Below are 13,986 nucleotides of genomic sequence, written 5' to 3' on the forward strand. Positions count from 1 at the left end.
CTCACGGAAGTTTCACCCGAAAGGAGGAGACGGTCGTATCGGCAGATCCAGGCAATCCACAACATGGCGTCGTATAACAATGGGGGTCATACATGAATATCGCCACAATGCTACGTGTACTACTGCTGGCCGCGGCAGCCGGTGTCACCGGCGCCGCGCAGGCAGCCAAGCCAACTTGCAGGACCATTGAAGCCGAACCGAACAACACCAGTACCCAGGCCAACACCGGCTTGTGCCCAGGCACGGCAGCCAGCGGGACGATAATCGCCAGCACCGACCTCGACTGGTTCCGGATCGACGTGCCGAACGCGGGCCTGGTGTCGATCAACCTCTCCCATGCCCAGGGAATCGACCTCGACTGGATCCTGAGCAACGCGGCAGGGACCGACGTCGCCTCTGGCGCCAGCGTGAGCAATCCGGAAAGCGGCAGCTTCAATGCGACCACGACCGGCACGTATTATGTGCGGGTGCGCAGCAATGCCGGGACCGGCAGCTACAGCTTGACCGTCACCTTGCCCGGCGCGGCAACAGCCTGCACCTTCCCCAAGAAAGTCAACCTGGGCAAGACCGGCAACGCCACGCCGAAGGCGACCACCACGACCGGCGGCGCGCTGCTGATGGGCGGCGGCCTCGATGTGGATGAAGCCTTCAAGTGGATGATCGCGCGTTCCGGCGGCGGCGACTTCGTGATCCTGCGCTCGAGCGGCACGAATGCCTACAACGACTACATCTACGCCATGGGCGGCATCAATTCGGTGCAGACCCTGCTCATCGCCAACACGACCGACGCCAATAACGCCTGCGTGGTCCAGACCATCCGCAATGCGGCGGCGGTCTTCCTGGCGGGCGGGGACCAGGCCAACTACATCAATTACTTCAAGGGCCAGGGTGTCGGCAATGCCTTGAACTACCTGGTCAACACCAAGGGCGCGCCGGTCGGCGGCACCAGTGCCGGGATGGCCGTGATGGGGCAGTACTACCACCCGGGCGGCGCCCCGGACAATACCAGCGTGCTGGCCAATCCAACCGCGGTGGCGGTGGGGAACAACTTCATCGCCCATCCGGTGCTGACCAACCTGGTGACCGACCAGCACTTCACGCAGCGTACCCGGCAGCCGCGCCTGGTGAGCTTCATGGCCAGCAGCCTGTACAACTACGGCGCCGGCTGGGCCAGCATGAAGGGCGTGGGCGCCGATGAAAATACCGCCGTCGCCGTGGACACCGGCGGCGTCGGCAAAGTCTACGGAAGCGGCAATGCCTTCTTCGTGCGCGGCACCGACAGCCCCGAGGTATTGCAGCCGGCGACGCCCCTGACCTGGTACCGGGCAGCCCAGGCGCTGCGCGTCTACAAGGTACCGGGAACGGCGGCCGGCACGAATACCTTCAATCTGATCAACTGGACCGGGACCGGAGGAACGACTGGCTACTGGAGTTCCAACAACGGCACCTGGCTCATGAACTGAGCGCGGAAAGGACCACACCCATGAAAATCCCAGCAGTTTTCCTGCTTGCCGCTTCGCTCGGCGCTGCGGCCTTCGCCGCCGAGCCGGTCAATCATGTCTACACGCCGGCTGACGGCGTCCACGAGACCAGGATGTTCCATGCCTGCCACGACGATGAGGACGTGCAGAAACGCCAGAAGATCAACCTCGTCATGGGCGCACTAGCATCGACCGACGTGGAGGCGGTGGCCCGGAAAGTCGAGTCCGGCAAGCCGTCTACGGAATTGATCCTGTTCCGGGTGAAGGGCAGGGACGCCAGCATCAAGACCCTGTTCCGCAGCAACGATGGGCCGCACTGCCAGCAGGGCGTGCACAGCCTGCAGTTCACCGACCGGACCGTCCATTCGCCAAACCAGCTCGGCGTGAAGCGCTGAGCCGGCCGGCAAGGCGTTGCAGCAGCTTGCAACGCCTTGCAAGAAATCCGCTTTGGGTTGATACTGTATGGAATTACAGTAGTCGGCCCCGCCGTGGGGCGGCCTCGCCCTTGTGAACGCCCCGCTCCGTAAAATCATCCACTGCGATTGCGACTGTTTCTATGCATCGGTCGAAATGCGCGACGATCCGTCGCTGCGCGGGCGTCCGCTCGCGGTCGGCGGCCGTTCCGACCAGCGCGGCGTGGTGGCCACCTGCAACTACGAGGCGCGCCGTTTCGGCATCCATTCGGCCATGGCCACGGCCCAGGCGATGAAGCTGTGCCCGGGCTTGCTGGTGATCCCGCCGGCGATGGAAAAGTACCGCATCGCCTCCCACCAGATCATGGACATCTACCGCGACTACACCGACCTGGTGGAGCCGCTGTCGCTCGACGAAGCCTACCTGGACGTCACCCACGCCACCCAGTGCAAGGGCAGCGCCACCCTGATCGCCCAGGAAATCCGGCAGCGGATTTTCGACACCGTCGGCATCACCGCCTCGGCCGGGGTGGCGCCGAACAAGTTCGTGGCCAAGATCGCCAGCGACTGGAACAAGCCGGACGGGCTGTTCCTGGTGCGGCCGGAAGAAGTGGATGCCTTCGTGGCCGCGCTGCCTGTGAAAAAGCTGTATGGCGTGGGCAAGGTGACGGCCGACAAGATGCACCGCCTCGGCCTGCAGACCTGCGCCGACATGCGGACCTGGAGCATGGACCGGCTGCAGGAGCACTTCGGCAGCTTCGGCGCCCGCCTGTACGAGCTGTGCCGCGGCATCGACCGCCGCGAAGTGAACACCTCGCGCGAGCGCAAGTCGATCAGCACCGAGGAAACCTATACGCCCGACGTGCCCGACCTGGAAGCCTGCCTGAAGCTGCTGCCGGATTTGTATGAACACCTGCTGGGCCGCATCAAGCGCAACGGTGCTGAAAAATTCATCAACAAGCTGTTCGTGAAGATCAAGTTCTCGGACTTCCAGCAGACCACGGTGGAGTGTGTTGGCTATGCGCCACATATTCCGACCTTTGCCCGCCTGATGGAAACCGGCTGGGCCCGCGCCAGCCGTCCGGTGCGCCTGCTGGGCGTCGGCGTGCGCCTGGGCGACACCGAGATCGTCGAGCAACTGCGCCTGTTCGACGATACCCTGCCGGCGGCGATCGCCGAGCCTGTTGACGACCCGACAATAGATTAATTTTTTGCCCCTGCTGCCGGATGCATTTGCTCCTCGGCAGCGTAGAATGTCGTTCCCTTGAAATACTGAATAATCGGATAAAGCGTATGTGGTTCAAGAATCTCCAGATCTATCGCCTGCCTGCTCCATGGGCGTTCAACCCTGAACAAATGGAAGAAGCGCTGCAGTCGCAGGCGTTCTCCCCTGCCAGCAGCAACGAGCTGCTGCGCCAGGGCTGGGATTCGCCACGCGCCAACGGCAAGCTGGTGCACGTCGTCAACAAGCAGATGCTGATGATGCTGGGCACCGAGAAGAAGCTCCTGCCGAGCTCGGTGATCAACCAGGTCGCCAAGGCCAAGGCCGCCGAGATGGAAGAGCAGCAGGGCTTCCCGCCAGGTAAAAAGGCAATGAAGGAACTGAAGGAGCGCGTCGCCGAAGAACTGCTGCCGCGCGCCTTCTCGATCCGCAGCAACGTGTGGGTCTGGATCGACCCGGTCAACGGCTGGCTGGTGGTCGATGCCGCCAGCCCGGCCAAGGCCGACGACGTCATCAAGCTGCTGCTCAAGGCGGTCGACCGCATGCCGCTCGAGTCGCTGCGCGTGCAGCGCTCGCCGGTGGCCGTCATGACCGGCTGGCTGGAAGCCGACGAAGCGCCGTACGGCTTCACCATCGACCAGGACACCGAACTGCGCGCCACCGGCGAAAGCCGCGCCGCCGTGCGCTACGTGAAGCACACCCTGGAACCGGACGACATCCGCCGCCACATCGCCGCCGGCAAGCAGTGCACCCGCCTGGCCATGACCTGGAACGACCGCATCAGCTTCGTGCTGACCGAGTCGCTGGCGATCAAGGGCGTCAAGCCACTGGACGTGATCAAGGAAGGCGAAGCCGCGACCTATAGCGACGATGAGCGTTTCGATAACGACATCGTGCTGATGACGGGCGAGATGGCGAAGCTGCTGACGGACGTGGTGGAAGCGCTGGGCGGCGAAGCCAAGGCTTGAGTTCCCGAAATACTGGGACGTAAGCCAAGCAAGCAAACACTTGAATCGTCGTTCCGGCGCAGGCCGGAACCCAATTTTTTCGAATAGCCGTCAGCGCTGACTTCGGACGAGAAATGGGATTCCGGCCTACGCCGAAATGACGGTTTTCACGCTAGTGGATGTCACAGCGGCTGGAACACGCCCGCCGCCCGATTCTTCGTCACGTTGTCCCACGAGAACACCTGCCCATTCATGGCGACATACACGCCGGCCGGCAAGGTCTGCGCGACGCCGCAGGCCAGGCCCAGGTTGAACAGCGCGTCCGAGTTCGCGATCTCGTACGGAATCATGGCGCCGGTCAGCACGATGGCCTGGTCCAGCTTGGCCGCGCCCAGCACGGCCGCGGTGTCGCGCATGGTGTCGGTGCCGTGGATGATGACGATCGCCTTCTCTTTTGCTGCCTGGCAGGAAGCCAGCACGCGCTGGCGGTCGGCGTCCTGCATGTCGAGCGAGTCGAGCAGCGGCAGCACTTCGAGCTCGACCGGAATGGTCATGCGCGAGCGGGCGATCACCGCCGGCAAATGGCTGTCGGCAAAGCCGAGCACGCCATTAAGTTCGTTATAGTGTTTGTCGAAAGTGCCGCCGGTAGCGATGATGCGCAAAGTCATAGTGATTTGTCCACGTGCGAAAAAAGGTGGGTAATGATAGCCCCAAACGCGTGTGTATCTGTATGTGACTGCGCTAGAATCGGCCGGATCGGATGAGTATACTCAGGCCTTCCCCTTCCTCTTTTCACTTGTTCCCATGAAAGCCGTCGCACCGGGCACCGTCATCTTCCACCGTCATAAGGGCTATGGCGTGATCACCCACGTCAACCTCATGACCGGCTGGATTTCCGCGCGCTTCGGCAACGAGCAGCGCGCCCTCGACTTGAATTTGTCGAGCGACGAGGTGCAGCACGCCGACGGCGAACCCATCCTGTTCCGCCGCGCCCCGCCCGATCGCATGCCGCACGCGCGCCTGATGGCCGTGGTGCGCGAACTGCACAAGGCGGGCTACCAGAAGCTGTACCTGTATTCCTGGCCCAAGCCCTCCGGCCTGCACTGGCGCTGGCATCTGTTCACCGGCCCGCGTAACTGGATGCAGCGCACCTGGCGCGAAGGCTGGTATGGCTCGGGCGCGGAGTACAACAATAATCCGGTGATGGGCTGGGGCGATTCGCCCGGCGCGACCACTGACGAGCTCATCCATGCACTGGCGAAGTTCGATCCGCAAGGACTGGCGCAGGCGCTGGGGCGGGATGAAGACCACACCGCGTGGTTCGAGGATGTCTGCGGATTGCTGCTGCCGGGCTACATGTACAGCCTGAACATGGAGCGGCCCGCCGGAGGCGGATTGGTCGAAGCACCGCCGGTGCCCGTGGTGCCGGTGCGGGCAGGCTTGCAGCCGTATGCGGGGCCCGGCATCGGCTGGCCGCCGGGGTGGGCGGGGCTGTGGACTGGTACGCACGTGATGCCGGCGCGGAAGCTGAGTTTTTCGGGGGAGGCGGAGTTGGGTTGAGGCTCGCTGCGCTCGGTGCGTTTTCTTCTGTTCGCAAAAATTGGGTTCCTGCCTGCGCCGGAACGACGTGATGATGTTAGCGATATGTTTCGATACCTCTGGTATGCACCTCCAGCCTTAGAACCGTCGCTCCGGCGAAGGCCGGAGCCTAATTTCTACGCCGAAGTCCGTCCTTCACCCCTTACCCAGCACCTCTGGATTCAACACATTCTCCGCCTCCCCCTCTGCAAACCTCACCACATTCTCAAACGCCGCCTGGAAATAAATCTCATAACTGTCCTGCTCCACATACCCCAGGTGCGGCGTGGCCAGCACCGTCGGGATCCGCAGCAGCGGTGAATCCGCCCGCAGCGGCTCGCTGGCAAACACATCCAGCGCCGCATACCCTGGCCGCCCGGCGCGCAGCCCCTGTTCCAGCGCCCCTTCCGCCACCAGTTCGGCCCGGCTGGTATTGACGAACAGCGCATCCGGCTTCATCCGCGCCAGGTCCTCGGCCGTCACCGCCCCGCGGGTCGCATCGCTCAGGCGCAGGTGCACGGTCAATACGTCCGCCTGCGCGAACAAGGCCTCGCGCGAATCCGCCGCCTCGAACCCGTCCGCCACCGCCGCCTGCCGGCTGCTTTCGCTCCCCCACACCAGCACGCGCATCCCGAAGGCCCGCGCATATCCTGCCACCAGGCGCCCGATCTTGCCATAGCCCCAGATCGCCAGGGTACGCCCGCGCAGCGAGCGCCCAATGCCGTTGAGCACCGGGTTGGTCGACGCCGTCTGCCACAGTCCCTCCTTGAGGTTGGTGGCATAGGGCACGATCTTGCGGCTGGCCGCCATGATCAGCGCCCACGTCAGTTCGGACGGCGCCACCGGTGAACCGATGCCCTCGGCAATCGCAATGCCGTGCCCGGTGGCGGCGGCGACGTCGATGTGGCCGCTGACCTTGCCTGTCTGGGAAATCAGCTTCAGGTTCGGCAGCTTGGCCAGCAGCGCAGCGGGGAAGGCGGTGCGTTCACGGATGAGCACGACTGCATCGAAAGGCGCCAGCCGCAGGGCGAGTTGGCCCTGGCCGCGGATGGAATGGTTGAAGACTTTCACCTCGTGGCCATCGAGCAGCTTGAAGCACGAAAGACCCCGCACGGCGTCCTGGTAATCGTCGAGAACAGCTATTCGCATATGAGTTTCTACCTTTCAACATTTGACGCGTAGCGAAATAACAGGTTCCAAAAAGATGGGGAATAGCCTACTACATTACTGGGTCATTTTCTGCTACTTTTTTGTAGTAAGAGCGCCCGAATCCACGTTTGCCGGGTGTACAATCGGCCAATTATTCAGGGTTCGGCACGCTCGTGTTGGGCCCAGCAGCAAGGTTCCCGGCCTCCTCCTTATGAGACCGTCGACACGACCGCCGTAAACGCCGCGCTCCGCTGGAGCGATATGCCAAGCAGGGCACGGCCAGACGGACAGGCCGTGCGTGCAGGGACAGACAGCATTCTTAATTGGCATTGGAGGTAGTCATGAACCAGCCCGTGATGGGCGGCGTCGCCGCTTTGAACGTTCCAGCTTACATCAAGCACCAGCATCTCATCAATTGGGTATCGGATATCGCCGCCCTGACCAAGCCAGACAGCATTTACTGGTGCGACGGCTCCGAGGAAGAGTACGACCGCCTGTGCGCCCAGATGGTCGAGGCCGGCACTATGAAGAAGCTCAACCCGGCCAAGCGCCCGAATTCCTACCTGGCCTGGTCCGACCCGTCCGACGTCGCGCGCGTCGAAGACCGCACCTACATCTGCGCCGAAACCGCGGAGCAAGCTGGCCCGACCAACAACTGGATGGATCCGGCCGAAATGCGCCGTACCCTGAACGGCCTGTTCGACGGCTGCATGGCCGGCCGCACCCTGTACGTGGTGCCGTTCTCGATGGGCCCGCTGGGCTCGCCGATCGCCCACATCGGCGTGGAACTGTCCGATTCGCCTTACGTCGCCGTCAACATGCGTATCATGACGCGCATGGGCAAGGCCGTCTACGACGTGCTCGGTACCGATGGCGAGTTCGTGCCATGCGTGCACACCGTCGGCATGCCGCTGGCCGCCGGCCAGAAAGACGTGCCGTGGCCATGCAATGCCACCAAGTACATCGTCCACTACCCGGAAACCCGCGAGATCTGGTCCTTCGGTTCGGGCTACGGCGGTAACGCGCTGCTGGGCAAGAAATGCTTCGCCCTGCGCATCGCCTCGAACATGGGCTACCAGGAAGCCCAAGCGGGCGGCACCGGCTGGCTGGCCGAACACATGCTGATCCTGGGCGTGGAGTCGCCAAAGGGCGAGAAGAAATACGTCGCGGCAGCCTTCCCTTCGGCCTGCGGCAAGACCAACTTCGCCATGCTGATCCCGCCGCAAGCGTTTGACGGCTGGAAAGTCACTACCATCGGCGACGACATCGCCTGGATCAAGCCGGGCCAGGACGGCCAGCTGTACGCCATCAACCCGGAAGCCGGCTACTTCGGCGTGGCCCCGGGCACCAACGACAAGACCAATCCGAACTGCATGGCCTCGCTGCGCGAGAACGTTATCTTCACCAACGTCGCCCTCACCGACGACGGCGACGTGTGGTGGGAAGGCATGACCAAGCAGGCGCCAAGCCACCTGATCGACTGGCAGGGCAAGGACTGGACCCCGGCCTCGGGCACCAAGGCCGCCCACCCGAACGCGCGCTTCACCGTGGCCGCCACCCAGAACCCGGTCATCGACCAGGCCTGGGACGACCCGGCCGGCGTGCCGATCTCGGCCTTCATCTTCGGCGGCCGCCGCTCGACCACCGTGCCGTTGGTGACCGAAGCGAACAACTGGGTCGAAGGCGTCTACATGGCCGCGACCATGGGCTCGGAAACCACCGCCGCCGCCGCCGGCCAGATGGGCATCGTGCGCCGCGACCCGTTCGCGATGCTGCCTTTCATCGGCTACAACATGAGCGACTACTTCCAGCACTGGCTCGACCTCGGCAGGAAGCTTGCCGGGGGCAAGCTTCCGGTGGAAGCCCATTCAAAGGTTTTGCCGAAAATCTTCTGCGTCAACTGGTTCCGCACCGACGACCAGGGCAGCTTCGTGTGGCCGGGCTACGGCGACAACATGCGCGTGCTCAAGTGGGTGCTGGACCGCGCCGAAGGCAGCGCGCCTGCCGGCAACCCGCACCTGTTCGGCAGCTCGCCATCGTATGGCGACCTGAACTGGGACGGCATCGACTTTACCGAAGAGCAGTTCAAGCAGATCACGTCGATCGACAAGGATGCATGGCGTGAAGAGCTGAACCTGCACAGCGAGCTGTTCGACAAGCTCGCCTACCGCCTGCCGCAGGAGCTGGTGGAGACGAAGGCCAAACTGGAGCAGCAGCTAAACGCGTAAGCCCGGCCAGGCCTCAAACATGAGGAAACGGGGGTGGTGCCACAAGCGCCGCCCCCGTTTTATTTAGTCCGGTGAAATCATTCCTAGGGTCGTTTTCTTGCGTTCAAAGTGGCGCTCCCTGTGCGGGACCGGGAATAGGCTGGCGCTTTCCAACGTCATTCAAGGAGGGACCTACCATGAACCCGACCATGAAACGACTCGTCGCGGCATCGCTCGCGGCGCTGTTGGCGGGAAGCACCGGAGTGGCTATGGCCCAGGTCGGAAAGGCCCAGGACGCCGCCACCCCAGGCACCGAGCGCCACAAGAAGGAAATGCGCAAGGCGACCGAGCACGTCAACAAAGCCGTGCAGGTGGTGCAGCAGATGCAGGCGACCCCCGAGATGCGCGCGCTGCTGCAGCGCTCGAAAGGCGTGTTCGTCGTGCCCGATTACGGCGGTGCGGCGCTCGGCGTCGGGGCCCGCGGCGGCGCCGGAGTGCTGCTGGTGCGCAGCGGCGACACCTGGAGCAGTCCGGCCTTCTACAACATGGGTGGCATCAGCGCGGGCCTGCAGGCCGGCATCGAAGCCGGCGCCATCGCCTTCGTCCTCAACGACCAGAAGGCGCTCAACAGCTTCACGCAGAACAACAAGTTCTCCCTGGGCGCCGACGCCGGCCTGACGGTGGCCGACTGGTCGAAGAAAGGCGAAGGCTCGGCCGGCTACGGCAACATCACCGCCTGGGCCGACACCGAAGGCCTGTTCGGCGGCGTGGCCCTGAACGTCACCGACATCGACTACGACGAAGACGAGACCGCGGCCTACTACCAGCGCCAGGTGGCTGCAAGAGAGGTTCTGGGCGGCAAGGTTCGCAATCCGCAGGCCGACGCCCTGCGCCAGACCCTGGCCAGTATCACCAGCGGCAGCGCGGCGTCGAGCATGGGGGGCAGCGGGGCGGGTGGGACGACGAAGGCGGGCAAGGACAGCAAGATGGAGGCGGAGAAGGAGCGGGAGCGGAGCCGCTAGATAAAAAGCAGGGGCAGCGTGTGGTTGCGCAGCCCCTCTTTAGTTTGGACCACCATCCTCCAGACCGTCGTACGCGCCACTGGCGCCTACGACTTCCCGCGCAGGCGGGAACCCAATTTTGTGTGCACCCCACTGTCGTTTGAGGCAGGCGGAGCGCGAACGACTTGGATTCCCGCCTGCGCGGGAAGTCATTTCCCCCAGCGGGGGGAATGACGGTTTTTATGGTTAGCGATGGAATTTGGCAGCGATTGAATTCAGGCTTTCGAACTTCTTCAATTCCACCCCATCAGCACCGGCGGTATCAGCAACAACAGCGCCATCACCAGATAAATCAGCTGCAGCGGAATCATCCACTTGGCCCAGGTAAGCCACGGGATGCGCGCCAGCGCCAGCACGCCCACGGTAATGCCCGAGGTCGGGATCATCGGGGTGGACAGTTCGCCCAGTTGGAAAGCCAGGATCGCGGTCTGGCGCGAGACGCCCACCAGGTCGGCCAGCGGCGCCATGATCGGCATCGTCAGCGCTGCCTGGCCGCTGCCCGAATGGATGAAGAAGTTGATCACCGACTGGATCAGGTACATCTTCTGGGCCGCGAACACCGGATGGCTCGACTGCACCAGGGGCATCAGTTCGTGCAGCATGGTGTCGATGATGTGGGCGTCGCGCGCGATCACCATGGTGGCGCGCGCGATCGCGATCACCAGCGCGGTGGGCGCCAGGTCCTTCACGCCCTGCATGAAGGACGCCACCCAGCCGTCGGCGCCGAGGCGGCCGACCACGCCCACCACGATCGCCATGGCCAGGAACAGGGCCGCGATCTCGTCGATGAACCAGCCATACTGCACCACGCCCACCACCATCGCGCCCAGCGTGAGCGCGAACAGCGCCAGCACCGCCGCATGGCGCCGCGTCATGCGTTCGTGTTCGTGGACGGATGCATCCGGCATCTCCTTGCGCTTGGTCTGGTCGAGAACGAAGGTCGGGCTGAGCGCGGGGTTCTGCTTGACCCGCGCCGCGTACCACATCAGGAAGGCGACCGTGACGAACGTCGCCACCGCCCACACCACCAGCCGGTAGCCTATTCCCGAGAACACCGGCACCCCGGCGATCCCCTGCGCAATGCCGACATTGAAGGGATTCAGGAAGGCCGCGCCGAAGCCGACCTGCGAGCCCAGAAAAGGAATCGACACGCCGGTCACGGTGTCGTAGCCCAGGGCCAGCGCCAGCGGCACGAAGATCAGGATGAAGGGAATCACCTCCTCGTTCATGCCGAAGGTGGCGCCGCCGAGCGAGAACAGGGTGACGAACACCGGGATGAGCATGGCGCGCACCAGCGGCGAGTGGGTGTGCGCTCTAGCGATCGAGCGGATCATGGTGTCGATCGCCTCGGTGCGCTGCAGTACCGCGAAGGCGCCGCCGACGATCAGCACGAAGCCGATGATCTGGGACGCTTCGACGAAGCCCTTGATGGGCGCCTTGAGCAGCGCCACCAGTCCCTGCGGGGCGCTTTCCACGTAATGGAAGGAGCCGGGATTGACCAGCTGCCTGCCGTCGACCAGGTGGGTGTCGTATTTGCCGCCGGGGACGAACCAGGTCGCCAGCGCGATCAGCGCGAGGATGGCGAACAGCAGCACGAAGGTGTTGGGCATTCGAAGGCGCATGCTTATTGTCTCACTGGCTCAGTAGGGGACCGGAACGGAAGGGCGTGGCGCCCGCGATTTTGCAGACCTGCATGCCGCGCAGCAGGTGGCGGTGGGCTGTGCTGGCGAACAGCAGGCCGCTGGTGGTGGCGCGCACGGTGGCGGTGGCGCCGCTGACCGGGTTGACGATGTCGGCCACCGCCTCGCCGGCGGCCACCTGTTCGCCCAGCGCTTTCAGGAACACCAGCACGCCCGATTGCGGCGCATGCAGCGGCTCGACGCCCGCCAGCGGCGTCGCTTCGCACAGCGCCGCAGGCAGCGCCGCCACGGGAATATCGAGCATGCCCTCGCGCGCCAGGAACTGCAGCAGCGCCCCTGCATCCTGCTCGGCCAGGTCGTAGCGCACGTCCATTTCGCCGCGCAGTTCGACCGTCACCGCGGCGCAGGCCGGCGGCACCGGCGTCGCGGGCCCGAAGTGCTCGGCCAGGTCCCACCACAGCCTGCTGCAGGCTTCGTCGAAGGGGGCGCCGCCCGAGGCGCTGGAGAGCAGCAGGGCGCGCGCGCCGAGCAGCGCGGCCAGCTGCGTGGCCTTGGCGGCCAGCGGCGTGCCCGCATACACGTGCATCAGGCCCTCGTTATCGCAGTGCAGGTCGAGCACGATGTCGGCATCGATCGCCATCGACAGCAGCGTTTTCTTGAGCACCTCGGTGTGGTCCTGCGGCGCCCAGCGCGCCACGGCGGCGCGCGCCGCGGCGCGGATGGCGGCGACGTTGGCCGCCGCGTCCGGGCCCAGGCGGCCGGCCAGCGACTCCTTCAGCTCCGCGCCGACATGCAGGAAGGCGCGGTTGAAATTCACGCCGGTGCCAAGGTCGAAGCGCCCCATGGGCGTGCCGTGCATGAGCTGCGCCAGCCCGACCGGGTTCGCGGCCGGCACCAGCACGATCTCGCCGCGCACGCGGCCTTCGGCATCGAGATTGTCCAGCGCGCGCCGCAGGAACTGGGCGACCAGCATGGCCGGCACTTCGTCCGCGTGCAGGGAAGCCTGGATGTAGGCCTTCTTGCCGCTGCCCGGACTGCCGAAATGGCAGGTGCTGAGCTGGTAGCTGGCCAGGCCAGGTTCGGTGGCGATCGGGTGTGTCTGTATCTGCATGTGCAATTCTCCACGCGCCGGCATGCCAGCCGCATGGGGCTTCGGCGCGCATGTAGGTTTTTTTACACAGTTCGGTTCAATGAAAGAATATTTTCAAATTCATGTTGAGTTTGCCACAGAACATGGATTACATTTGGAAAATATTTTGAAATTTGCATGTCATAAATAAAACTATTCACACCACATAAACGATGCCGCGATGAGTCCTTCCAACGTCCGCTCCACCTCGCCCGACATCGGTTTTGCCGAGTCTTCGCTCGGCCAGTCGCTGCTGCGCATGCTGGCCGAAGGCTCGGCCTCGAACCGCAGCATCGCCGACTACCTGCTGCGCAACCAGGTACGCACCACCGCTTTGGGTATCGAAGAACTGGCCGAGGCCTGCGAGGTGTCGACCGCCACCATCAGCCGCTTCGCGCGCGACCTCGGCTTCAAGAACTACGCGGCGATGCGCGGCGCGGTGGCCGAGACCCTGCAGTCGATGCTGCAGCCGGTAGAAAAGCTGCGCAGCTCGATCGCGCGCCGGCCCGCCTCGCCGGCGCTGGAAAGCCTGGGCTATGCGGAAGCGGCGCTCACCGCCACCAGCCGCGCGCTGGCCGGCGCCCAGTTAGAGCGCATCAGCGCCGGCCTGACCAAGGCGCGCACCGTCTACGTGATGGGCTTCGGCCTGTCCACCTTCCTGGCCGGCACCCTGGCCATGCACCTGCAGCCCTTCTGCCGCCACGTGGTCGAAGTCGCGGCCGCCGGCGGCACCGAGGTCGCGGCCAGCCAGCTGGCCACCATCACCGACAAGGACGTGCTGGTGGTGATCTCGCTGCCGCGCTACACGCTGGCGGCGGTGTCGCTGACCCGCTTCGCGCGCGACAGCGGCGCCACCGTGGTCTCGATCACCGACTCCCCCGCCTCGCCGCTGGCCGAACTCGGGCACCACGTGCTGTATGCGCACAGCGCGCACCCGGTCCTGCCCAGCAGCGCGAGCGCGGCGCTGGCCGTGATCGAAGCGCTGGCCGTGTCCCTCATGACCTCCAACAAGGCCAACGTCGCCAAGGCGGCGCGCCACACCGAGGCGATCGCCGCCTACCTCTACGGTGAACACCAGATTCGTACCGGCAGCACGCAGAAAAAAGAGGGCGCCGCGAAGCGCCGCATCGTGAAGAAGTCCTGAGTCATCAACAAGGAG

Annotated in this window: 12 protein-coding genes; 8 read left to right on the forward strand and 4 right to left on the reverse strand. The window is 64.5% G+C overall.

The window, feature by feature from the left end; translation table 11 throughout:
* Positions 1-92 precede the first annotated feature (92 nt).
* The 4 genes from BM031_RS10040 (at position 93) to BM031_RS10055 (ending at position 4,084) form a co-directional block, all read left to right on the forward strand.
* The gene (locus BM031_RS10040; RefSeq protein WP_229408752.1) at positions 93-1,463 is read left to right on the forward strand and encodes a pre-peptidase C-terminal domain-containing protein; all 1,371 of its coding nucleotides are present in this window, start codon (positions 93-95) and stop codon (positions 1,461-1,463) included.
* A gap of 20 nt (positions 1,464-1,483) precedes the next feature.
* Entirely contained in the window at positions 1,484-1,876 is a 393-nt protein-coding gene (locus BM031_RS10045; RefSeq protein ID WP_091874380.1) for a hypothetical protein, read from the forward strand.
* 175 nt (positions 1,877-2,051) lie between these two features.
* On the forward strand, positions 2,052-3,101 hold the full coding sequence (dinB, locus tag BM031_RS10050) for a DNA polymerase IV (protein WP_229408754.1): 1,050 nt from the start codon (positions 2,052-2,054) through the stop codon (positions 3,099-3,101).
* 86 nt (positions 3,102-3,187) lie between these two features.
* Positions 3,188-4,084 (forward strand): recombination-associated protein RdgC, encoded by an 897-nt coding sequence (locus BM031_RS10055; protein ID WP_091874383.1) that lies wholly within the window; start codon positions 3,188-3,190, stop codon positions 4,082-4,084.
* Between the two features lie 161 nt (positions 4,085-4,245).
* Here the strand turns inward: BM031_RS10055 and BM031_RS10060 are convergent, their stop codons facing one another.
* Entirely contained in the window at positions 4,246-4,731 is a 486-nt protein-coding gene (locus BM031_RS10060) for an asparaginase domain-containing protein (protein WP_091874385.1), read from the reverse strand.
* A 136-nt stretch (positions 4,732-4,867) separates the two neighbouring features.
* Here BM031_RS10060 and BM031_RS10065 point away from each other — a divergent pair, with 136 nt between their 5' ends.
* A complete protein-coding gene (locus BM031_RS10065; protein ID WP_091874386.1) occupies positions 4,868-5,623 on the forward strand; it encodes an L-asparaginase in 756 nt (251 codons plus the stop codon).
* A gap of 174 nt (positions 5,624-5,797) precedes the next feature.
* Here BM031_RS10065 and BM031_RS10070 read toward each other — a convergent pair whose 3' ends face one another.
* A complete protein-coding gene (locus BM031_RS10070) occupies positions 5,798-6,790 on the reverse strand; it encodes a D-2-hydroxyacid dehydrogenase family protein (protein ID WP_091874388.1) in 993 nt (330 codons plus the stop codon).
* Positions 6,791-7,131: 341 nt separating this feature from the next.
* On the opposite strand from BM031_RS10070, the gene BM031_RS10075 reads away from it, so the two are divergent.
* Positions 7,132-9,018, forward strand: coding sequence for a phosphoenolpyruvate carboxykinase (GTP) (locus BM031_RS10075; protein WP_091874389.1), 1,887 nt, complete (start codon positions 7,132-7,134; stop codon positions 9,016-9,018).
* Positions 9,019-9,206: 188 nt separating this feature from the next.
* On the forward strand, positions 9,207-10,019 hold the full coding sequence (locus BM031_RS10080) for a lipid-binding SYLF domain-containing protein (RefSeq protein ID WP_177207702.1): 813 nt from the start codon (positions 9,207-9,209) through the stop codon (positions 10,017-10,019).
* Between the two features lie 272 nt (positions 10,020-10,291).
* On the opposite strand, the gene BM031_RS10085 is transcribed toward BM031_RS10080, so the two are convergent.
* Both BM031_RS10085 and BM031_RS10090 read right to left on the reverse strand, forming a co-directional pair.
* Complete coding sequence (locus BM031_RS10085; protein WP_091874393.1) at positions 10,292-11,680, reverse strand: YfcC family protein; 1,389 nt, start codon at positions 11,678-11,680, stop codon at positions 10,292-10,294.
* A gap of 10 nt (positions 11,681-11,690) precedes the next feature.
* On the reverse strand, positions 11,691-12,809 hold the full coding sequence (locus tag BM031_RS10090; RefSeq protein ID WP_091874395.1) for a M14 family metallopeptidase: 1,119 nt from the start codon (positions 12,807-12,809) through the stop codon (positions 11,691-11,693).
* 199 nt (positions 12,810-13,008) lie between these two features.
* Here BM031_RS10090 and BM031_RS10095 point away from each other — a divergent pair, with 199 nt between their 5' ends.
* A complete protein-coding gene (locus tag BM031_RS10095; RefSeq protein ID WP_091874396.1) occupies positions 13,009-13,971 on the forward strand; it encodes a MurR/RpiR family transcriptional regulator in 963 nt (320 codons plus the stop codon).
* Positions 13,972-13,986: the final 15 nt, after the last annotated feature.

The sequence above is a fragment of the Massilia yuzhufengensis genome (assembly GCF_900112225.1).
GTDB lineage: Bacteria > Pseudomonadota > Gammaproteobacteria > Burkholderiales > Burkholderiaceae_D > Telluria > Telluria yuzhufengensis.